The sequence below is a fragment of the Emergencia sp. genome (assembly GCF_048465375.1).
Lineage (GTDB): Bacteria > Bacillota > Clostridia > Peptostreptococcales > Anaerovoracaceae > Senimuribacter.
In genome coordinates, this window is record NZ_DBFWLQ010000011.1 from 196,396 (window position 1) to 219,308 (window position 22,913).

16 protein-coding genes and 1 riboswitch are annotated in these 22,913 nt (G+C 45.6%); of the genes, 2 read left to right on the forward strand and 14 right to left on the reverse strand.

The annotated features are described in order from the left end of the window. Window positions 1-153 precede the first annotated feature (153 nt). The 5 genes from ACMQ5W_RS10010 to ACMQ5W_RS10030 form a co-directional block, all read right to left on the reverse strand. Complete coding sequence (locus ACMQ5W_RS10010) at window positions 154-912, reverse strand: SDR family NAD(P)-dependent oxidoreductase (protein WP_419025062.1); 759 nt, start codon at window positions 910-912, stop codon at window positions 154-156. 73 nt (window positions 913-985) lie between these two features. Then, window positions 986-2,416, reverse strand: coding sequence for a sodium-dependent transporter (locus ACMQ5W_RS10015; protein WP_419025063.1), 1,431 nt, complete (start codon window positions 2,414-2,416; stop codon window positions 986-988). 84 nt (window positions 2,417-2,500) lie between these two features. Further along, entirely contained in the window at window positions 2,501-4,255 is a 1,755-nt protein-coding gene (locus ACMQ5W_RS10020) for a cobalamin B12-binding domain-containing protein (protein ID WP_419025064.1), read from the reverse strand. An 18-nt stretch (window positions 4,256-4,273) separates the two neighbouring features. Further along, the gene (locus ACMQ5W_RS10025) at window positions 4,274-5,656 is read right to left on the reverse strand and encodes a glutamate mutase L (RefSeq protein WP_419025065.1); all 1,383 of its coding nucleotides are present in this window, start codon (window positions 5,654-5,656) and stop codon (window positions 4,274-4,276) included. Between the two features lie 197 nt (window positions 5,657-5,853). After that, window positions 5,854-7,329 (reverse strand): GntR family transcriptional regulator, encoded by a 1,476-nt coding sequence (locus ACMQ5W_RS10030; RefSeq protein WP_419025066.1) that lies wholly within the window; start codon window positions 7,327-7,329, stop codon window positions 5,854-5,856. 235 nt (window positions 7,330-7,564) lie between these two features. Between ACMQ5W_RS10030 and ACMQ5W_RS10035 the strand changes: the two genes are divergently transcribed. After that, a complete protein-coding gene (locus tag ACMQ5W_RS10035; RefSeq protein WP_419025067.1) occupies window positions 7,565-9,865 on the forward strand; it encodes an EAL domain-containing protein in 2,301 nt (766 codons plus the stop codon). An 81-nt stretch (window positions 9,866-9,946) separates the two neighbouring features. Here the strand turns inward: ACMQ5W_RS10035 and ACMQ5W_RS10040 are convergent, their stop codons facing one another. The 4 genes from ACMQ5W_RS10040 to ACMQ5W_RS10055 form a co-directional block, all read right to left on the reverse strand. Further along, window positions 9,947-11,131: an acetyl-CoA C-acetyltransferase gene (locus ACMQ5W_RS10040; protein ID WP_419025068.1), complete on the reverse strand. Its 1,185-nt coding sequence runs from the start codon at window positions 11,129-11,131 to the stop codon at window positions 9,947-9,949. Window positions 11,132-11,228: 97 nt separating this feature from the next. Then, window positions 11,229-12,164, reverse strand: coding sequence for a DUF2156 domain-containing protein (locus tag ACMQ5W_RS10045; protein ID WP_419025069.1), 936 nt, complete (start codon window positions 12,162-12,164; stop codon window positions 11,229-11,231). Next, window positions 12,161-12,913, reverse strand: coding sequence for a 5'/3'-nucleotidase SurE (surE, locus tag ACMQ5W_RS10050; RefSeq protein ID WP_419025070.1), 753 nt, complete (start codon window positions 12,911-12,913; stop codon window positions 12,161-12,163). Before surE ends, ACMQ5W_RS10045 begins: the two co-directional genes overlap by 4 nt. Further along, window positions 12,910-13,635: an NAD-dependent protein deacylase gene (locus ACMQ5W_RS10055; RefSeq protein ID WP_419025071.1), complete on the reverse strand. Its 726-nt coding sequence runs from the start codon at window positions 13,633-13,635 to the stop codon at window positions 12,910-12,912. Before ACMQ5W_RS10055 ends, surE begins: the two co-directional genes overlap by 4 nt. 341 nt (window positions 13,636-13,976) lie before the next feature. On the opposite strand from ACMQ5W_RS10055, the gene ACMQ5W_RS10060 reads away from it, so the two are divergent. Beyond that, on the forward strand, window positions 13,977-15,110 hold the full coding sequence (locus tag ACMQ5W_RS10060) for a patatin-like phospholipase family protein (protein WP_419025072.1): 1,134 nt from the start codon (window positions 13,977-13,979) through the stop codon (window positions 15,108-15,110). A gap of 6 nt (window positions 15,111-15,116) precedes the next feature. Here the strand turns inward: ACMQ5W_RS10060 and ACMQ5W_RS10065 are convergent, their stop codons facing one another. The 5 genes from ACMQ5W_RS10065 to ACMQ5W_RS10085 form a co-directional block, all read right to left on the reverse strand. Beyond that, window positions 15,117-16,997 (reverse strand): AAA family ATPase, encoded by a 1,881-nt coding sequence (locus tag ACMQ5W_RS10065; RefSeq protein ID WP_419025073.1) that lies wholly within the window; start codon window positions 16,995-16,997, stop codon window positions 15,117-15,119. 590 nt (window positions 16,998-17,587) lie between these two features. After that, a riboswitch (TPP riboswitch) is annotated at window positions 17,588-17,697 on the reverse strand. Between the two features lie 39 nt (window positions 17,698-17,736). Beyond that, the gene (locus ACMQ5W_RS10070) at window positions 17,737-19,263 is read right to left on the reverse strand and encodes a Na+/H+ antiporter NhaC family protein (protein WP_419025074.1); all 1,527 of its coding nucleotides are present in this window, start codon (window positions 19,261-19,263) and stop codon (window positions 17,737-17,739) included. 10 nt (window positions 19,264-19,273) lie between these two features. After that, a complete protein-coding gene (locus ACMQ5W_RS10075) occupies window positions 19,274-20,215 on the reverse strand; it encodes a dimethylarginine dimethylaminohydrolase family protein (RefSeq protein ID WP_419025075.1) in 942 nt (313 codons plus the stop codon). A 4-nt stretch (window positions 20,216-20,219) separates the two neighbouring features. Next, window positions 20,220-21,173 (reverse strand): dimethylarginine dimethylaminohydrolase family protein, encoded by a 954-nt coding sequence (locus tag ACMQ5W_RS10080; RefSeq protein WP_419025076.1) that lies wholly within the window; start codon window positions 21,171-21,173, stop codon window positions 20,220-20,222. Window positions 21,174-21,318: 145 nt separating this feature from the next. Continuing rightward, complete coding sequence (locus tag ACMQ5W_RS10085) at window positions 21,319-22,698, reverse strand: sigma-54 interaction domain-containing protein (RefSeq protein WP_419025077.1); 1,380 nt, start codon at window positions 22,696-22,698, stop codon at window positions 21,319-21,321. Between the last annotated feature and the right edge of the window lie 215 nt (window positions 22,699-22,913).

Below are 22,913 nucleotides of genomic sequence, written 5' to 3' on the forward strand. Positions count from 1 at the left end.
GGAATTTTTTATACTCATTTTTTGCAAACAGGCTCCAAATAGTAAAATTTAAGCTGTAACAGCGCCGGCTTTACTTAGGACCTGATTTTCTTGCCTTTGCCATGCGCATTATCTGACAAAACCTATGTCCGCGTTTCCCTGTAACCCGCGCCTCTAAATAATCATGCCTCCGTTGATGGAGACCACAGCAGAAGTCATAAAACCCGCTGCATCGTCAGCGGCAAAGAGAATTGCCTCTGCTACTTCTTCTGGCTTGCCTAAACGTCCAATCGGCTGGCGGGCAAAGAAGTTAGCTTTCATAGCTTCAGGATTTTCCGCGTGATCGATGCGATACTGCAGGGACGGTGTTAAAATAGTTCCTGGACATACCACATTGCATCGAATCCCTTGATCCACATATTCCGCCGCAAGGGAATGGCTCATAGAAAGAACTGCGCCTTTCGATGCGGAGTAAGCAAAACGGTCCTTCAGTCCTTTTTGCGCCGCAATTGATGCGATATTGACGATGGAACCATGATGTTTTTCCAGCATACATGGCAAAACCTCGCGAATCATCATAAACGTGCCTTTCGCATTGACGTTCATCATTTTATCCCAGTCCTCTTCTCTGGTGTTATCCGCGCGTCCTGCAATGACGATCCCTGCAACATTTACCAAAACATCAACTGTGCCAAAGCGGTCAATGGTGGCTGCGACAATTTTCTTCACATCTTCCGGTTTCGAAACGTCTCCCTGCACATAAATGCCTTCTCCTCCTAGTTTTTCAATGAGAGCCAGGGTTTCTTCTCCACTTTTTTCCTTGACAGAATTCACCACGACTTTGGCACCTTCCCTAGCAAAGGCAACTGCCGCCGCCTGGCCAATACCAGCACCCGAGCCTGTAATAATGACAACTTTTCCTGAAAATCTCATAACATTCTCCTCTCTCTTTAATCAGAAGGAGCTGATATACAGCAATCCTCGTATATCAGCTCCAGTAAGCTTTTTAGAACAATGATATTACCGCTGTAATAGTGAAGTATACTAGGCAGATAACCGCGACATATTTATACATGTAGTCGATTGGTCTGCCCCATTTGACAGCCGATGTCGGAAGATACCATTCTTCCCTGACGGTTCTCGCCCCGACCTTCCAAGCTAATACGATGGCCAATGCTGCTGCGTCAAAGGTGTACATGATATTACCGATGACATTATCGAATACGGCGAAGAAAGCGTCATTCCAAACACATGGAATTGCAATCAGTACCGCGATGATAACGCAGGTCAATACCGCTTTCTTTCTGCTCATGCCAAAGCCTTCCTCATCCATCAGCGCCTGAACAGGAATCTCTACTTGATTCAGCGATGATGAAATTCCGGCAAACATCAAAGCGACAAAGAACAGGATCAGGAAGATGCTGCCGCCTGGAATTGTTGCAAATACGGTCGGTAACGAAACAAACAGCAATCCTTTTCCGATAAATGGATCTAGCCCAAAAGCTACTACTGCAGGTATGACGACAAAACCAGAAATCAGGCAGATGGTCAGCTGAACGACATTTACCGTTATGAAATCCGTAGCAATATCCATATCATCATCAACATATCTGCCATATGCCAACAGGCATGCAGGACCAAGCCCTACTGCAAAGAGAGCCATTCCGGCAGCTGCCGCCCACATCTGCGGATTCGCCAATTGCGCCCAGTCAGGTTTGATGTAGAATTCAATGCCTTCTGCAATCCCCGGAATCAGACAGATACGAATCGTAATCGCAATCAAAATGAGGAACAGCAGAGGAAGGAGAATCTTACAGATCTTCTCAATTCCCTTCTGAATACCTCGTAAACTGACGAATGCCACCAGAAGAATCACTGCCACAACCAGGATATAGATAATCGGCCGATTGTCGTTAGTGGCGTCATAGACTGCCTGTGCATTCTGTGCATAGTCGATTCCGCCAAAGGATTTAAAAATATAACATAGAATAATTGCCATTATTGCGGGATAATATGCAAATAAACCTAATGAGGTGCCGCCCATGATGTAGCCAAGGCCTTTACCAGTTTTGCCAGCGACTGCATTGAGCGCGCCGACCGGTCCCTTCTTAAACTTTCTGCCGAAAGAGATTTCAGCCCATCCGGCGGGGATTACGATGACAACACAGATTACCACGAAGGCCAGTACAAAAGCGCCTCCTCCCCACTGAGCACACATCATCGGGAATCTCCACATCGCTCCAACACCGACAGCTAAACCGACCGTAGACAAGATAAATCCTAACCGGGATCCAAAACCGTCTTGATTCTTCACGGCTTTTTGCTCACCTCCTGCAGGGCTTTTTTTCTTTCTCATGGATTGTAAAATAAGAAGAACACTTCCCCCGCCAAACACTACCGCATAAATCAGCAGCAGTGCGATTGTAATTCCTGACATAATTCACTCCTCTCTGCCTCTTACCATCGAGGCATTAAAATATAGTTGATACGTCTAAACCCGTCCCCTATTATAATTAATCAGTTAAAGACCTAAAACTCTAACTAAATAATCAACAATTTTATCGATGTCGTTATCGACATTGATTCCCATAGCTGCCAATCGGTCTGTAACATCAACAGGAAGATCACTGCCTTCCATCGGTTCATTTAATCTGCCGCCCATGACGATAGGTATGTCGATGCCGAGCTCCTTGAACTTCTTGACCAGTTCTTCCCCAAAGCTATAGGCAATTCCGTTATACGTGCTAATCAATACTGCGCGGCTTTCTGTCTCAATGACCGTGTCACCCAGTTCTGCAATTGCCACGTTAGTGCCGAGATCAAAGACCTCTGCTCCAGCTTTCTGCAGCACTGTTTTGCTGATCTCTTTGCCGAATTCGTGAACATCTGTCGCTGCGACGATAACATTGATGTCTTTTAACGGCTGTTTATCCAAACCATCGATCCCGTTAATGATACTGGTCTGCTGCCGGTCAATTTCCTTTACAATAGATGTCGGTCTGACAGGAATTCTGCCTCTCATAGCTTCTGCATCTTTCCTGCCTACGCCAAAGCAGGTTTCCAGCTGTGTAACGCCGATGGCCTTGAGGGCTGCCAGCACCTCACCTGGATGGGTAATATCGACGTTCTGCTCGTCCAATCCATTGAGGACTCTCTCAAAGAAGATGTTGCCGCAAGCGACAAGAATATCTGCCTCCGCTTCCACTTTCTGCACGTCGACGTAATCCTTATAGTATTTTGCTGATTCAATGGCCATATCTACAGTATTGTGGGCGTCGATAATTTCGTCTATCGCTGGCACTCTGATGGCTTCTGTCACAGGAATCGGCGTAATGGCATGGCCGCTTGGACAGATCATCTGGCCGATTGCATCCGCCATAGCGTAGGAAGTTACCGCACCATAATTCTTCGGCATATTGTAAGAGAAATCGATGGTATTCCCATAGATCATCGAACCAGGAGTATGGTAAGTATTGATCTTGCCCATCGCACTGTTAAAGATGATTCTGATCATAGGGTCGTTAAACAGATTGCCGAAGCAATGTCCGACCCTTGCGCCTAAGAGATCTTCACAGATGTATCTTTCCAACTTTGCATATCCCACCAGATTGGCCAAGTCGTGAAACTGTGCGCCAAAACCGTCATCAAGGTTGGAGTGAATGATTGTTCCCTGTCCGCTTAATCTTGCCATCAGACCGATTGCCTTCACCATATCTATGGTTCGATACTCCTCCATATCTAAACCGGGATACTCGTATGTATAGTAATGTGAGATATTTCCAATGGTCGTAACACCGGCATTCAGCCCCAGCATCGTATTTTGCAGTGAGTTCAGTGAGCCGATGATGTGGTCGCCCAAATGAGGCTGAACAGGTACCACCTGACCGAGACGAGCCCATTCATCTTCGTTTTTCAGAATCAGTCCTGATCCCGGCTGTATCTTGCTGCGGTGTTCTTCAGGCACGCCCATGACCCAGTCCAGGCAGGCACCATAACGATCGATATAAGAACCTGATTCCGTCAGTTCGTCATAAATCTTTTTCAGCCCTTCTTCCTGCGCCTGCCACGAATTCAGACCGACGGCCGAGTGCTTCATGACCTTCTTCTCTTTCATCATTCTTTCTTTGTATTCCCGTTCGGAAGAGACACCGAACTTTTCCATGAACAGAGTCCTGCCGATGGTCACATTCTTTGCAATCCCATCAATCTCATGATTTAACGTACCCATGTCAGGCAAGTCTTTAATATTAAACTTCCACTTAAACTTCAATTCCATGTTAACCTCCTGCATTGACTAACATCGTCTTATGCTTTTCATCATTATTTCAATTGCTGCATTTTCATCTATTTCTTTCAGCAGACCTGCTGCAAATAGAACATATTCTGTGTCCAAATATGGTTCAATCGTCTCAGGCAGCAAAACGCCCCTGTCTGCACAATCTCTCTCTACTGCCTTCAGCAATTCTGAAGGATTATGATGATGTACCAAAATTCCACCTGTACCGATGACCTTTGATACCTCTGTGAGATTCTTTCCTACCTGAATATTCTGACACGACTTGTTGTAGGAAGGCATCACTTTTCCTGTATGCCGCCTGCTTGCTGCATATATCGCTGCTTTTGCAATCATATCGTCTATGCGTTTTTCTAATTCATTGTCCGGCAGATACTCTATATTCAGCGTTCGATTGTTAACGGATTCCCAAAGCTGATCTTCTGTAATTGCCAGCACACTGATTACGGCATCTATATCATTCTCTTTCATCACGCCGCAACAAGTTTCCCTCATGCCCAAATCACCCTCCACCGTCCGTTTTCCAAAAGGTTCTTCAAGACCTGCCAGCTTTGCGCCTTCGTGACTTTTGTTTTCGTTGAAAGAATAAACATCTGTAGTCGCACCGCCTACATCTACAATCATCAACGGTCCTAAACCCTGACAGCTGTCCGTCCCTTTGTTTAACAATTCTCCTGCCGTCAAAACCGCCACAGGCGTGGGAATAAATTGATTGTCAAACTCTCTTTTTACGTCCCGAAATCCTTTCATGTCAGTGATGCGTTCTAAGAACAAATTTCTGATGACATCCTGGGTCGGTTCTACGTTGAGCATCCCAACCCCAGGAATGATATTTTCTACAGTGAAACATTGTTTTCCATGTGCTGTCAAAGTCTTTCGGACATCTTTGCAGAGAGCAGAATTGCCAGAATAGATGATCGGCACCTGTATTCTTGAATGTGCCAGCATCTGTGTATTTTTCCATACCATTGAGGTGTTGCCTCGTTCATAACCACCGCATAGGAGGACAATCTCTGTTTTACTCGCTTCGAGGTCTTTCACCTTCTCTTCCGTCATAAGGCCGCTGTAATTCGCAATGATTTTTCCACCAGCGCCAAGGGCTGCTGATTTTCCGGCCAGGGTACTCAGCGAATCAGTCAGACCGATCACAGACATCCGCAGACCGCCAGCTGCACTGGACGAAGCTAATTTTACTGCTTTTTCAAATGCTTCATGACCGATTACGGACTCTGCCAACTGGAAACAACGGTTTAAGCCAATCGCCGCATCCGTTCCCACACTGGAAGGAACCCTGTCGCTCAGTAATATTTCTCTCTCTTCTAAATCTATCACAACAATTTTAGTAAAGGTGCTGCCAAAATCTACCGTAATCGCATGTTTCATCTGCTTACCTCTTGTCTGATATCTCTGCTCTCTGTTTTCGTTCAATTCAATAGTTATTTTTTTATCATTATGCCACCGTTTGTTCTTGTTGTCAAGTCGTATTTGTTGTATGACAACATAATTTTTAATTCTCTGATAACTAAAAAAGCCCTGTAGCATTTGCTATAACAGCTACAAGGCTTTCACTAATTTATTTATTAAATTTTGTAGAACTGAATCTGCGGCGTTAAAATTTTGCCAGCTTCTGGCAGGCCACATTCTGCTAAAAAGTCTCTTACTAAATCCAATATATGACAATAGCTATGGGACAAGATGTCCGCAAAGGAATCTGCCTCTCCTTTGATCAGATAGTCGACTGCTTTCTCGCTTAATTCTGCAAGAAGCGCTTCACTTTCCGGCCCTTTACTGAAAAAGGAAAAGTAATATCCCCAGTTCAAGAACTTTGCCGTCTCTTCTAAAATCGTCTTGAGCGGCGACAACGACTGGTGATCTATAACGCACGTCACGATGCAGCCCAGGGGAATTCCATGACTTTCCCTCACTTTTTCTCTCAAATCCTTTGCTGTTTCTATACTGATATGGTCAAAGGCTTGCCTGGCGGCAGGCCTAATTGCAATCGCCATCAGTTGCAGCCCGCTGAGGTACATCAGTGTATCCTTTTTGTAGGTTTTATTCTTCATGCATCGAAAGGCGTCTGCATCGGTTTGAAGAAGGACCATGGTCCCTTTAGCATTGAGCGTTTTCCCAAAGCCCAGTTCGTTGAGCACAGAAAGTGCATTGCGGATCGTCGATATGCAGACTTGATACTGGCTGGCCAGTTCTGCCTCAGAAGGCAGAAAAGAACCTTCCTTATATATACCAACGCTGATTTTATCAATCAGGTCACGAGTAATCTGCATATAATAATGATCTCTCCCGGTTTCTGCCTTCCATTGAAAGAAAGCCTCTTCCGTCTCCTCGATTTCGCCAAACTCTCGAGACATTTCTTCTAAGTGGTCGCGTATTGCATCCTCCACGGTCTGAAACATTAGGCGAAAACGCGAAACCACCTCCTCCTGGTTTTCCAGCATCAAGGATTCCAAAACCCAGGAAACATCCCGAAACTGATTGTGCACGGTTATCAATTCTAAGTACCGAGAATAACGCTGAAAAAACGGCATTCTCGCATAGATTTCCAAATTAGCAAACAAATCTCGAAAGAGAAGATTATTAGAACGGTCCAGCAATTCGTAAAGGGGATTGAGAAAACTCACACCTGGCATTTTCTTCTCTTTGTCTCGCAGTTGCTCTATATTTTCCAAGATCAGCTTCAATTTTGCCTTATCACAAAACTGGGCGGAGAAAGCGAAAATCCACGGCATCAAAGTAGTCAAAGTCTGATAGACCTCAAGAATCACTTTCTTCTTCGTCAAGACGGACCGAATGGCCTCATCCGTCTTTTGTTGTCTGTAGATGACCACGGCTGCTTTCCGTTCCTCTGTTTTGATATAACCCTCTTCCTTCAAGGTACGTAAAACGTCTTTCACCGTACGTATTCCAACGTGATAGAAGTCGCAGAGGCAGGTCATGGAGGGAAGTTTGACGCCGTACTGTAGACGCCCCGTAATAATTTGCTCCCGCAGATTTTGATATACATAATCAAATAGGGTTTGTTTCTTTCTTATTGCAATCATCACCTCACAAATCTGGACTTTTAAACATTATACCATGACGATTCCTTTGAATATAGATTCGTACGTCATGATTCAATGAACGCCTCCTTTCGGCAACGCCGTTATAATCAATGCATTTATTATACCAAATCCAGAGGAATAAACGCAAGCTATATGCATACGTACACAGATTGGTTATTGTCCGTATTGCGATAAAATGCTATCATTTCTATAGATCTAAGGAGTAGCAAATATTATGAAAATACAGAATCATATTTTATCGTATCAGCAAAAATCCATTTGCAAAAGCCTGTCTGCATGGATGATGTCATTCCTGTTAATTCTTATGCTTGCTATTATGGGCTGGAATATATCAGAACTGAAAAAAACACTATCTGACAATACCGAAGCTTATGTCTGCGATGTATCGTCACAGCTGGCAGATGATATTTACACTCAGTTAAACGCTGACAAAAGGTATCTGGAATTACTAGCGGACTCGCTTTCAGATGTAACGGAGCAGACGGTTATAAGAGAGACGCTGCAAAAGCAGACGAAAAATCAAACTTTCGATTCACTTACTATCATCGATAAAGACGATGTTGACGAAGAGTCTGCCATCAAAAAGGCCTTTGATGGCAAAACCATCGTCAGTTATGACGAGGAGCACAACCTGGTTTTTGCGGCACCAATCAAACCCGTTAGCAAGAACAGCCGGATCCTGGTCGGCATCTGCAGCAGAGAACAGATGCAAGAGCATATTCAGCCACAGAGTTATGGAGGTAAAGGCTTGACCTGCATCATCAACCAAAGCGGCACCGTCGTCATTTCGCCTACCGATCTGAAGCCTTTTCTGCAGATTGATAACCTCTTTCAGTCTGATGAGGAGCGACAAACAAAGCAACTTATCGTTGAAATGCAGAAAGACATGGAAAAACAGCAGCCCGGCGCCTTTCAATTCACGGCTGTGGATGAACAGCAACTGATTATGTCCTATTATCCCCTTGGCATCAATGGCTGGATTTTATTGACTTTAGTTCCGGCGGATTTGATTTATCACGAAGCAGACGCCTATATCCTTAATGCGTTCCTAATCATAGGAGCGATCATCATTATCTTCGCAATTCTCTTCGTCATGTTGTTCCGTTTCTACAGGAACAATCAGCGAAAACTGGAAGAAATCGCATTTAAAGATCCTGTGACCGGCGGGATGAACGGAACGGCCTTTAAAATTCGCTATCAAAAGCTGGCAATGAGAATGAAGCCGAACACTTATGCCGCGGTGTTACTAAATGTGAAGGCTTTTAAAGTAATCAATGAAAGCTACGGCATATCTGCAGGCGACGATACCTTAAGATACATTCACAAGGTCCTGATTTCTCAGATGCAGCCGAGTGAATTTACAGCGAGAGGAAATGCCGATCAATTCTTCGTCTGTTTTCAGGAAAATTGCAGAGAGAGCATAGAAAAGCGTTTAGAAGCTATCACAGACGCCATTAATTCTTTTAACTATAACAGCGATATGCAATATCATTTTACCATACTGTCCGGCGTTTATCTAATTGACGAACCCAGCCTGGACGTAAACATCGTGCTGGACCGGGCGCTCATGGCTTGTAAGTCCTATAACCACGAAGGGACCTGCGCATTCTATACGCCAAAGATGATAGAGCAGTTAAAAAGAGCCCAAGAGCTTAATACACTCTTTGAAAAGTCTCTAGAGAATCATGATTTTCAAGTGTATATACAGCCTAAGGTGAAACTGGCTGGCGAGACTCCTTGCGGCGGCGAGTCCCTGGTCCGCTGGATACACCCGCTCCATGGCATCATCCTTCCGTCAGACTTCATCCCTCTCTTTGAAGAGAACGGCAATATCTGCAGGCTGGATCTGTATATCTTTGAAGAAGTCTGCATGATGATAAAGCATTGGCGAGAAGCGGGACGAGAACTGCTTCCTATTTCAGTCAATTTGTCAAGAGCCCATTTTAGAGACTTGAACTTTTTGAAAGACTTTGTGAAACTAAAAGAAAAATATCAGGTACCCGACTGGATTATTGAAATGGAGTTGACGGAATCCACTTTCTTTGACCAGAACAAGAGAGTTCTTGCGACCGCTGCCATCAAAGAGTTGAACAAGAATGGATTTCTCTGTGCTCTGGACGATTTTGGTATGGGCTATTCCTCACTGGGATTACTTAAAGAGTTTGATGTGGATACGATTAAACTGGACCGGGAATTCTTTAAAGATATCAGCAATGTCAAATCGCAGAAAATCATCAGCAGTCTCTTTCAAATGGCAAAAAACCTGGGAATCCAAACTGTAGCGGAAGGAATCGAAACCCAGGAACAGATCGACTTTCTCCGCAATACATGCTGCGACGTCATACAGGGGTACTTTTTTTCAAAGCCACTGTCCATGGCCGACTTCGAAAAATGGAGCAGAGAGAAAGGCATGCTTCGCCATAAGGTAGAGCACTGCAAAAATCATGATGACAAAAGCGCTGATCCAAAATCATTTTTGATGCATCGACGTATGGATAAGAAAAAAAGAAAATAATTTCTGTCGAGCAATTTCCTATGAATTTAAAAAACGAGTGCAGGAGACGATCGCTCCTATGCACTCGTTTTAAAATTGGTCTTATTTTTCAACAACCATAGCAGTTCCCATACCGCCGCCGATACATAATGTAGCCAGGCCGTATTTTGCATCTGCTCTCTTCTGCATCTCATAAATCAGAGTGATGAGAATTCTAGCTCCGGAAGCTCCGATAGGGTGTCCAAGAGCGATTGCTCCACCGTTTACGTTGAGCTTTTCTGGATTGATGCCAAGATCCTTACCTACTGCTACAGACTGTGCTGCGAAAGCTTCATTCGCTTCGATTAAGTCCATATCTTCAATCTTCAGTCCTGCTTTTTCTAATGCTTTCTTTGAAGAAGGTACTGGTCCGATACCCATGATCTTAGGGTCAACACCTGCTGATGCATATCCCTTGATTGAGCAAAGAGGCTTTAATCCTAATTCGTCAGCCTTTTCTTTGGACATTACGACAAGAGCAGCACCGGAATCGTTGATACCAGAAGCGTTAGCAGCAGTAACAATTCCGCCGTCTCTCTTGAAAGCAGGTTTCAGTTTCGCAAGCTTTTCGATTGTTGAACCAAACTTAGGGTGTTCGTCTGTATCAAATACGATTGGATCGCCTTTTCTCTGTGGAATTTCAACTGGAACGATTTCATCTTTGAATTTGCCAGCTTTGATTGCCGCTTCAGCCTTCTGCTGTGAAGCAAGAGCAAACTCGTCTAATTCTTCTCTGGTCAGTCCCCACTGTTCAACGATGTTTTCAGCAGTCATACCCATGTGGTAGTTGTTGAATGCTTCCCAAAGTCCATCGTTAACCATCATGTCAACCATCTGCGTGTTGTTCATTCTTGCACCCCATCTAGCGGAAGGAACAGCATATCCAGCCATCGACATGTTCTCTGCACCACCAGCAACGACAACATCTGCATCGCCAGCTTTGATGATCTGTGCAGCCAGTTCAACGGCTCTCAGACCGGAACCACAAACCTTATTGATTGTCATTGTTGGAACTTCGATAGGAATACCAGCATCAAGAGACATCTGTCTTGAAACGTTCTGGCCTAATCCACCCTGCAGGACGCAGCCCATGATTACTTCGTCAACCATCTCTGGTTTGATTCCAGCTCTTTCTACTGCAGCTTTAATAGCGACTGCTCCTAAAGTTCTTGCTGGAACGTTTTTCAGTGATCCACCAAAGCTTCCGATTGGTGTTCTGGCTGCGCCTACGATTACTACCTCTTTCATTTATATGTACCTCCTTTATTAAACAAGCCATTTTTGGCTAATTGATAATATTGATATATTTGTTAAATTCTTCACATACTTATTCTACTATATCCCCTTACAAAAAGCAACCCGAATATTTTTCTTCCATGTGATCTGGCTTGAGCGCTTCTTTGGCATGCCTCAAATTTTCCAGTCCCATGTCCTCTTCTCGGTTCAAATAGACGATTTCTTCTGGCAGATTTTTGCAGAATTCGCTGCAAATAGCCTGATATAGTCCTCTAAAATCATCATTTGCCTTTTCAAAGTGTTCTACTGCCGTATCCTGGCTCAATCTTTCTCCGATGCCAAAGGCCTGTAGTTTCCCATCAATCAAAATCGCAGTCGAATATACATCGCTTCTGTCCACGAATTTCATGATTTCACGAATAGCTTCCTCTTCCATGCGAAGACTCTCCATCTCATCCTCATTATAATCCCTGCCGTCTCGCATCTGCACGACAAAGTCTATGACTTCTTCCGTCATCTCTCGGGTAAGTGGTTTCGTCTCGTACTGGTAGGTTTTCAAGAAATAGTTCAAATGGTTTTTCTTCTTATGCAACGCTCTGCCGCCAAGGGTAATCATCTTATCCTTGAGATAAACGTACTCGTCAGAATCCCGATCATGTTCGAATTTCATCTCGCCGGGAAAAGCGCTTTCCAAGAATTGTACCATATGTCCTGGTATTAATTCAATAAGAAATTTGATTTTTCTGTCATCAAATCTGCGTTTTGCTTCCAAAATGGTTTCCCGCAGTTTTTCTGGCTCATAAACGCCATTTTTCGTCAGCGGCATAGAGATGATGGCATTGGGATCGCCAATCATGCAATCTGCTCCCGCCATACAAAGATAGTCGCCGATGATTTCCCAGCACAAGCAGTGGGTATTCCGCCAAATATAATTGGCCAGGAAGGTATAACCCGCTCCGCGATAATCAAAGCCGTGAAAATATTCTTTCAGCACTTCTGCGTCTTTTTCTGTCAACTCTTCAAAACAATGTTTGAAAATATTCATATATTAAAGCCCCATTTCTTTACTGTTTCTAAATTTTCATAATCCGTGAAATCAAATTGCAGCGGCGTAATCGTCGCATAGTCGTTAGCCACTGCCGTGACATCAAACTCCTCCGCCTCATCTTTGAAGTCAGCAGGCTGCCCAGATAATTTATATTTATTATCTTCAACCAGGTGAAATTTATCATCGTAATATCGCTGTCCCAAACGTACAAATTTGACGCCTTTGATTTCTTCTCGCGGAAGATTTGGCACATTGATACTGATCACAGTATGAGGATCGACTTTTCCATAGACCTTCTCTATGACGTCTACTGCCAGTTGACCCGCTACATCAAAGTGGGTCGCCTGATGGTCATCCGCAGAAACCGCTACTGCGTGATATCCGCTGAGGGCCGCTTCTGCAGCTGCTCCCACCGTTCCGGAATACAACGTATCCCGTCCCAGGTTGCTTCCCATATTAATTCCCGAATAAACCATATCGATTTTGACACCAGCTTCTTCGAAAAACTGCAGTCCTATTTTGGTGCAGTCTGCGGGAGATCCACTAGTCTGATAGGCCTCTTTTGCATAGGGAAAATCCACTGCCTCTATTGTCACCGGCTGCCCCAGTGTGACGGAGTGACTTTTGGCGCTCCGCTGCCCGTCAGGCGCACAGACATAAACATCTGCCGCCTTTGACAAAGCACGGACCAGCGCCTGAATTCCCGGCGCTTTAATGCCATCATCATTTACTACTAAAATATTCATTCTAATCTCATAACCTTTCCGATGGAATCATAGATGACTAAGCTGGCTCTGCTATCATAAGGCGTCTGTGTCTTATTGATGAGTACCAAATTTTTGCCCTGGAAGTAATTAATCAGACCTGCCGCTGGATACACTACCAGAGAAGTCCCGCCGATAATCATGGTGTCCGCTTTTGATATGGCATCTACCGCTCCTTGAATGCAATCCTCGTTAAGCATTTCTTCGTAGAGGACTACGTCCGGCTTAATGATACCGCCGCATTCGCAGTGGGGAATGCCGTCTTTGCAATGGGATTCGTCCATGATGTACTCTGCTTCGAAATACTTGCCGCATCTCTCACAGTAATTGCGAAGTACGCTGCCGTGCAGCTCGTACACCTTTTTGCTGCCAGCTTTTTGATGTAGACCATCGATATTCTGTGTGATAACTGCCTTCAGCTTTCCCATTTCCTCCAGCTTGGCCAGGGCTTTATGTGCGTCATTTGGCTCTGCCTCTGGATAAATGAGATTCTCTTTATAATATTTGAAAAACAACTCTGTGTTATTCTTATAAAATGTGTGTGACAGCATAGTTTCTGGTGAGTGTCCATATTTCTGCTGTGCGTGGTATAACCCGCTTTCAGAGCGAAAATCGGGTATATTGCTTTCCGTAGATACACCTGCGCCGCCAAAGAAAACGATGTTTTCGCTTTCATCAATTACTTTTTTTAATCTTTCATCCATCTTGTCATTTACCTCCCTTTCAGGGTATAATAAACGCAACTATCTTACAGCTTTGCTGCAAAGAAGCGTTCATTGAATCATGTGCTTCGATTATGTTTCTCAAAGGAATGCACATGGTATAATGGTTTCAAAATCTTTCGACTTTATCGCAAGGTAGAAACCATTGAATCACGACATTCGATTTTATTTTCAATGGAATTGTCGTGGTATAATGAACGCAACTATCTTACAGCTTTGCTGCAAAGAAGCGTTCATTGAATCATGTGCTTCGATTATATTTCTCAAAGGAATGCACATGGTATAATATCATAGTATACCATAAATTAAGGGGGATTGTGTATATGAATAAAAGAAAAGTTGCATTAGTTTTAAGCGGGGGAGGTTCTCGCGGGGCATACCAGTGTGGAGTATGGCAGGCCTTGGAAGAACTGGGCATAAGGATAGATATTGTCGTCGGTGTTTCAGTCGGCGCCATCAATGGCGCCATGGTCGTTCAGGGCGATGTGGTGAAAACAGCAAATCTTTGGCGGGAAATGGCAACAGACATGATCTTTGATGTAGATGCTGACGCTCAAATCCAGGACTTTGCCAAAGAATTCGTTGTCAACCGCGGCGCTGGTTCGACGGGCATGCAGAAGATGATGAGAGAGTATATTGACGAAGAAGTGATTCGCAAATCTCCAATTGAATACGGACTTCTGACAGTCGAATTTCCTGCCATGAAGCCTTACTATGTCTGGAAAGAGGATATTCCAAAGGGTAAGCTCTACGACTATATTACCGCCAGCGCATCCGCCTTTCCAGCAGTCCACACCCACCAAATCGATGGAAAAGATTTTATCGACGGCGGTTATGAGGATAATCTGCCTGTTCCCATGGCTTTAGAAAAAGGCGCTACAGAAGTCATCGCTGTCTACTTAGATGCCATCGGACGTTTCAAGCCGGAGGAACTGGAAGAAGTTCCAAACCTGACCTTCATCAAAAGCAAGTGGGATCTGGGAGATTTTCTCGTCTTTGATCACGCAAACACAAAGAGAATTCTTCGCATCGGCTATCTGGATACCATGAAAACTTTTGATGTCTTTGATGGCGGCTATTACACTTTCGCAAAGAACGAATTCGATAAGCGCACCTTAAAACAGGCTGATGAAGCAGCAAAGATTTTTGAATTAGATCCATTGATTTTATATCGAAAGGATCGATTCCTCCAGGCGCTGAACCAGGCAGTCAATGAGGCCAATGATGATATGGATCTAGATATCGACTTGTCCCTGGCCTCTTTAAAATCTCTTGCCTCCTTAGGTAAAATCAAGGAAATCCTCAAAATTGCCAATCGCAGAACGGTAACCCTGTTCATTGCAGATAGTCTGCGCGCCAAAAGCAGTGACAGCATCTTTTTATCAAAATATGCGCGCCGTATCCTAAAAGACGAGGTTAACGCTGCCAGGTTTTTGGTAAATAACGGGCTGGTGTAAACCGTTTCAGGACACTTCGGCGGCAATCTGTACCTGCTTGCCGCAAAAGGCTGCGCCGTACCTGATAATTTGATCTACTCCCTGCCGCTGCAGTTCTGTCTCATAACTGCAGCTTTTAATTTGGCCGATGGCCTCTGCTGCCAGCCTTTGGAGCTGCGCTTCACTGCTCCCCTTAGGTGCCGTTTTCAGTTCTATGAGGATTCCCGGCATCCCTTCGTTCCGCGGCATCAACTGGATGTCATAGCGGCCTGTCCCTGATTCCCGGTTAGAGCTGATCGCATAATATCCTGCCAGCACTGCAAACAGACCCAAGAGGAGACCGTGATAGAAACTCTCGGTTGCCGTATCGTAAAAGCTCACAGTCCGCATCAAAAACTGTGACAGTTCTTCCTGCAGTCGGCTGCCGTTTCCCATATAAAGCGCCTCCTGTATGGCAGAGACTGTACCGTATGACACAATCTCCTCCATTTCCGCGAGGATCTCTTTGCTGTATGCGAGCTTGATCTCTTTGTTAGGAAGGGCAACATGGTACAGATAGGAGCCATTGTACTGCTGTTCTTTTGTTACGATTTTCAGATATCCGGTCATCAATAAAAAGCTATAGACAGAAGCCGGATTCTTCTTGATTTGCGGATAGATGATGCCGATGTCCACAGGGGTCAAAATCGTTCTGTCCAGCATCAAATCAGCCAGCTTGGCGCGAATCTCCGGCGTAGCCGCCTGTAGCACTTCTCCAATGATGTCGTTGCTGCTGGTGGAAAGCCAGAATGCCTGCGGCTCACATTTTCGATTGAAGTAGTTAATCACGGACCATGGGTTAAAGATGTCGCTGTTTCCAAAGCGATAGCCATCGTACCAGTCACAGACTTCTTCGTATTTCTCCGGCACGCCGTAATATCTGCACATTTCCCTGACTTCTTCCGGCGTAAAACCGAAGTATGCTCCATATCGTTCCTCTAGGATGGAGTTCACGTTAAGATTATTAAGACCGCTGAAAATACTCTCCTTTGCCACGCGCAATATACCGGTCAGGAAGGCGTAGGAAATATGCGTATTATCCTTGAGACCATCTGAGAAGAAGTTTCGCATAAAGGTCACCACCTGATCGTAATATCCCCTCACATGACCCTGCTGTATCGGCGTATCGTATTCGTCTATAATCAGGATCGGCGCGACACCGTAATGGGCATCCAGCATCTTGGACAGCTTGGACAGCGCCTTGGTTAGTTCTGCACTACTTGCTTTGAGAGACAAAACCCTCTGAAAATACGCTTTTTCAAAGTCGCTGCAGCGGCTGCTCTCGAGAAGCTCCATATGCCTGCCAAACTCCTCTTGAAAAAGCAGTCCGATAATCTCAAGGGATTCCTCCCAGGTAGCAAACTTGATGTCCTTGAATGTGAAAAAAATCACCGGATATTTGCCCTGATGGCGTCGATATTTCTCTCCACACTGCCAGATTGCCTTGTCCCTGAAATAGAAAGAAGTGTCTTCCCCTGTATCTTCAAAAAACACGCGCAGCATATCCATGTTCAATGTCTTGCCAAAGCGGCGCGGCCGAGTAAACAGGGATATCTTTGGAATCTCGTCTAGCAGATCTTTAATCATCAAGGTCTTATCGATGTAATAGTAATTCATCGTGGCCTCGCGGTAACTGGACACGCCGATAGGCAGCGGCCGTTTGGCCCTGTAAGCCAGTGTAGGTTCCTTCACATAGAGGGCATTCTTGATGCGCTGATCCGATGGCTTTGGGGTGTTCTCCGGCAGCAGCCATCTTCTGCCTTCTTTATATGCGTCTGGAATACGTCCCTCTGCGCAAAGCTTGGATACCCTGCGGTCAGAAATCCCCCAGCGCCATGCTGCCTCTTGGCAGCTCATCATCTTCTTCATGACCCGCCTCCTTTTTTCTTTAGTATACCCTTTATTCGGAATAAATGCAACATTATTCGGAATAAAACCAAACATTATTCCGAGCATAATGACTATTGCCGCTGCCCTATGCCTGCAACGATGTTTTCTTGTTCTAGATCAATTCCTTCATAATGCGGCAGAATTTATTCTTTGATAATCTTGTTGACGATACCGCTGCTGAAGTCCCTTTATTATCATCCATTGTCAGAATTAGCGTCGTTCCCAACACCAACCCATTCAGTTGGAAAATATTCAGCTTTTTAGTGCTTCGCAAACAATAGTCGTTATCGGAGAGACTCCCGACATGTTCCCAAAGAATCATTCTCCCATCAGGAAGAAAAATAGTGAAATCGGGGGTAAATATGACCCCATCTCCAGATGGCATATAAGAATCACTCTTCATAATGAAAATGGGCACCATATGCATAAAGTGAACTGAACAGTATCTGTTCGGATTTAGAGTGTACCAGTTCACCATAATCTGTTTCGTAGGTATGCTACCTGGGATCAATGGATCTGCAAAATCCTGCACAACAAAACTGCCAATAGCTCTATAGGCGTATTGACAGTTTTGATTCTGCAAATATTTCCCTACGTTGGCATTATCCAAATCAGGTTTAGGTCGGGGCAGTATCAGCCCCCTCTCAGCCCATTGCTATGAGCGCCCTTTTTTAATTATATTAAAGATGATAACACTCTCTTTAGTGCGATTCGAGGATTATTCCGCCATCTCGTTTTCCGGATGTCTCTTCCGATCCACTTTGTTCATGACATACAGGAAAGCGATCATGCAGACAATGCTTACCGCCAGGGATATAAAGCCGTTCATGGTGATTGCTGCTGTGACAAAACCGACGATGGAAGCTAAAGCTGCTAACACCGCATAAGGCAGTTGCGTTTTCACATGGGCGAGGTGATCACAGGATGCTCCCAGGGATGCCAGAATCGTCGAATCACTGATCGGTGAGCAATGGTCGCCGAACAGACTTCCCGCAAGACTTGCTCCAATTGCCGGATAGATTGAAACATCATTCGCCAGTGCCAACGGAATAGCAATCGGCAGGAAGATGGCGAAAGAACCCCAGCTGGAACCTGTTGCAAAAGAAGTGATACATGCAGTCACAAACAAGGAGATAAACATGATGCCTGGTGTCATAAACCCTCGCGTTGCCTCTACTATGTAGTCTGCTGCTCCAACATCAGAAGTCACACCCCCGATGCACCATGCAAAGATCAAAATCAAGATTGCTTCGATCATTTGTTGAAATCCATCAATAAAGACTTGATAACTCTCTTTGAAGGTGAGGACTTTGTTCTTCATGGCAATCAATACGCCAACCAGTGCTGCAGAGAAAAAGGCTACCGTCAAACTAAGCATGGTATCGCTGTTAGTGATCGTGTTCATGAAGCCCTCGCCTTTCGGTCCAGTGTAGTACATGGTGGCGAAGAGGCTTCCAATAAGGACAATCAGAGGAACAATCAAACCCCAGGCTGTAGGATGCGCCCCTTCTTTCAACTGAAATGTTTCTGATTTCTTAATGTGAGCGTCATCTGCAACTAGTTTTCCCAGCTTCCGCGCTCTGATTTCTGCCTTTCTCATCGGTCCAAAATCCCAACCCGTCACTGCAATGACGAGAACCATCAAAATAATGGTTATGGTATACAGATTAAAAGGAACGGATTTAACAAACACATCCACCAGGTTCGTACCCGCAGGCAGGCTTTCTTTATAAATTCCCATAACCAATGCGCCCCAGCCAGTGATCGGCAGAAGCAAAGGCACCGAAGATGCCGTCGAATCACAGATATAGGCCAGCTTCTCTCTGGAAATCTTCAGCCTGTCCGTAACGGCCCGCAAAATTGGTCCTACGATAACGGAGTTGGATGAGTCACTGAAGAAAATCATCAATCCTCCAATCCAGCCTGCGATCTGCCCCTGTTTTCTCGTCGTAATCTTATCTTTGACCGCCTGTCCAAAAGCCCAGGCTCCGCCGCCTCGTTCCAGCATGACTGAAAAGCAACCGACAAACAAAGTCATGGCGATGACGCCTGCATTCCACGGGTCTGCAATTTTCGGTATCATATAATTGCCGAAGATATCTACAAATCCAACAATGGGATTACCTGCAATCATAGTCGCGCCAACAAATACCGCCGCTATCAGCGATAATAAAACGTTCTTTGTTATAAATGCAAGTACGATTGCAAGCAATGGCGGCAGTATTGATAATATACCAAAATCCATAGTTTCCACCTTATCCTCTCTTTAGGAATGCGGTGCAGCAGTGAATAGCACCGAATCCTTTCATCACTTCATCGAATTCTACTGGTATAACCTCGATTCCATTTTGTTCCAGCAGCGCCTGACTACGCGGATTGCCGGCCGGCATGACGATCTGACCCGGCGCGAGAGCTACGAAGTTGATAGCAAAGGACTGCTTCGCCTCCGTCTGCGATGGGCATTCCAGCAGCTTGATTCCCTTTTTCTTCAAGGCATCACACACGTCGTAAGGTACCTGAGATGCGTGTATCATCGCTACATCGTGGCTGGCAAAGTTGAGGTTGCCGTCGATATGGGCGTGGCCGTAAGGTACCTGCATGTGCAGAATCTCGGTCACCCCCATGCGGCGAAGCTCGTACTCGACCATCTCGTATCCGCTGCGGTTGGTTCTGACCCCGGAGGCCAGAATTGCAGTTCTGCGGTCGACCCACATGACCATGGCACCCTCAAAAGTTGCATCGCCGCAGATGGTGCGGATGATGGGAACACCCAAGTCCGCCAGCGCCTTTGCCGCATAGCGCTCCTCTCCGCGGCGCGCCTCCATGGCCGGTCTGGTCACGATGGCTCCCTCTGGCGTCATCAAAACTAAGTCTCTGCAGAACAGGGCGTTGGGCTTGTCCTCCCGCTGTTCCTCGATGTAGTGAACCCTGACACCGTGGGCTCGATAAATATCCGCCAGGGCATCGTGCTGTGCTCGAAAGCGCGCAGGATCGATGTCTGCCTTGAACCTGGCTGCCTGCCAGTCAAAATTCTCAATTTCTTTTCCCGGTCTGCGCATCAATACCGCCTTCAGCGGGTCCACTTCGGAGCATACGCCAAAGTCTCCCCACAGATCCTTCATATCGTCGATGATGGATGATTCCTTAGGGAACCATTTTTCACCTGGAATTGCGTCAATATCTCTTCTTTTTTCCATCCTTTTAACCTCTCTTCAAAAATGCAGTGATGCAGTGCAGCGCCCCTCTGCCTTTCATGATTTCCGAAACATCTACCGTCAGCACTTTGATGCCATTTTCTTCGAGAAGAGCCTGGCAACGCGGATTTCCCTCCGGCATTAAAACAAGTCCTGATTCCAAAGCCACGAAATTGCAGCCAAAGGTCTCTCTCACCTCCGTCGTAGACGGCGCTTCAAGAACCTTATAGCCTTTCCGCTTCAGCACATCTAACACGTCGTAAGGCACCTGGGATGCGTGAACCATGACCACATCATTGCTAGCCGCATTCATCAGACCGTCGATGTGGATGTTGCTGTATGGCTGCTGCATGTGAATCACTTCTGTAACGCCCATGCGGCGCAGCTCGGTCTCCACCTGTTCGTAACCGCTGCGATTACAGCGGCTTCCCGTTGAGAGCACCACCGTTTTGCGGTCTACCCACATGGCGTTGGCACCTTCAAACATACCATCCCCATTAATCGTTCTCACGATGGGTACCCCCAGGTCAGCCAGCGCCTTGGCGATATACCGTTCCTCACCTCTCCTTGCAGCCATGCCCGGTCTGGTAATGATGGCGCCTTCCGGTGTCATAAACATCAGATCTCGACAGAATACGGCGTTGGGCCTGTCTTCCCGCTGTTCCTCCACGTAGTATACCTTTACCCCGTGCTCCCTGTATATCTGTGCCACTGCGTCGTGCTGCGCTCGCATCAGTTCCACATCTACAGGTACGTCGGCAAAACGGTATTCCGCAGCGTCAAAGTGTTCTACTTCCTTGCCCGGTCGTCTCAACAATACCGCTTTCAGCGTATCCACCTCAGAGGAAACACCCCAGTCTCCCCAATATTGATTCATGTCCTCTTCAAAAGTGGTTTCCTTGGGAAACCATCGTTCTCCCGGAATCGCATCAATATCCAGCTTCTTTTTTTCTTCATTCATATTTATCGCCTCCAAACTTTTTCTCTGCTATTATAAAGAGCAAAAGCCGTGCCAAAAAGAAAAACCGCTTTTTCAGCGGTTTTGGACTTTCTCTATGAAATATGTCAAAAAAATCATATCACTTTGTCATAAAATTTTGACATTTCTAATCTAAATTATATTTATTCATCTTGTAACTCAAGGTCTGCTTTGAAATTTTCAGCTTCCTGGCGGCTGCCGACAAATTCCTGCTCTCACTCAGGGCACGACCAATCAAATCTTTTTCAAAGGCTTCCATGGTTTTGTTCAGTGAAAAGGCCGGATGGTCCAGGTCAATGCGGTTTCCAGTCACCGTACTGCATTGGCTCCGCTCAATCGCGTTGAGCAGATATTCCGGCAGATCCTTTTTCTGAATAAATCCAGAAGAGGTCACGTTAAAGGCTCCCTCTATGACATTCTTCAATTCCCGGACATTTCCCGGCCAGTCGTAGCCGCGAAAAATTTCTTCTACGGTCTCATCGATGCCGATGATATTGCGGTGCATTTTCTCGTTATATTCTGCGATAAAGTGATTGACTAAGAAAAACAGATCGTTGATACGCTCTTTCAGCAATGGCAGGGTCAGCTGCACCACACTGAGGCGGTAGAATAAGTCTTCTCTCAGCTTGCCAGCCTCCATGCAGTCGATGGGATTTTCGTTAATGGCAGAAACAATTTTTACGTCGATGGGAATAGGTTCTACGCCGCCAATTCGGGTAATCTTTTTCTCCTCAATCGCTTTGAGAATCTTTGCCTGCACGCTGATTTCCATGGAATTGATTTCGTCCAGGAAAATCGTACCGCCGTTGGCGATTTCAAAGATCCCAGGCCTGTTCTCTGCTCCGGTATAGCTGCCCTTGACCGTGCCGAAGAGGATGCTTTCCAACAGGTTGGCGGGGATGGCGGCACAGTTCTGAGAAACAAAACGTTTCTTTCGCCGACAGCTTCCAGTATGTATGGACTGGGCGACTAGTTCTTTGCCCGTTCCCGTAGCGCCTACGATCAGGACAGAGGAATCGGTATCGGCAATCATGGTTATGCGCTCTTTGATCAGCTCCATCTGCTGGGATGAAGTGATGATGTCATCTACTGTGTAAAGAGCCTTCTCTTCAAACTTGTCCTTCAGCTCCAACGTAATATCCTGCCGTTCGTAGGCGGAATCCATATAACGGGAAACGTCCACTGCACCGATGACTCGATCGCCATCCTTGATGGGCATAGTGGTGTTGATAGCGTTAATGCTCTGGCCGTTGTAAGTGGAAAGAGCCTGATACTCGTTGGAAATAGGTTTGCCCGTTTTCAGCACGCGGAGCAGGCTGCTGCTCTCTTCTGTAAGGTTAGGATAGATTTCCAGCACATGTCTGCCGATCAAATCCTTCTCCTTCAGATTATTGACGTCCGGTCTGTAGGTGACAAAGTATTCTATGATTCCCTTTGCATCTACCACCAAAATTCCATCGATATAATTATATAAATTTAAAATCTGTTCTACATATCTTCTCAGCATAGCAACTCCTATCTACTGCCTATTATAGCTTTCGATTTTCACAAGGTCAAACAAATTCGTTGCCTTTTGTCATTCTGAAAGGGCACTCTGTTACGCAAATGCCGTTCGGATCGGTTCGCCTGCGTAACCGATTTGCTGAATTCAGCCGATTCTGCTTAACTGCACGGCTGGCGCGCTTTGGTTATACAAAAATGCACCGGCTTCTGCCGGTGCAA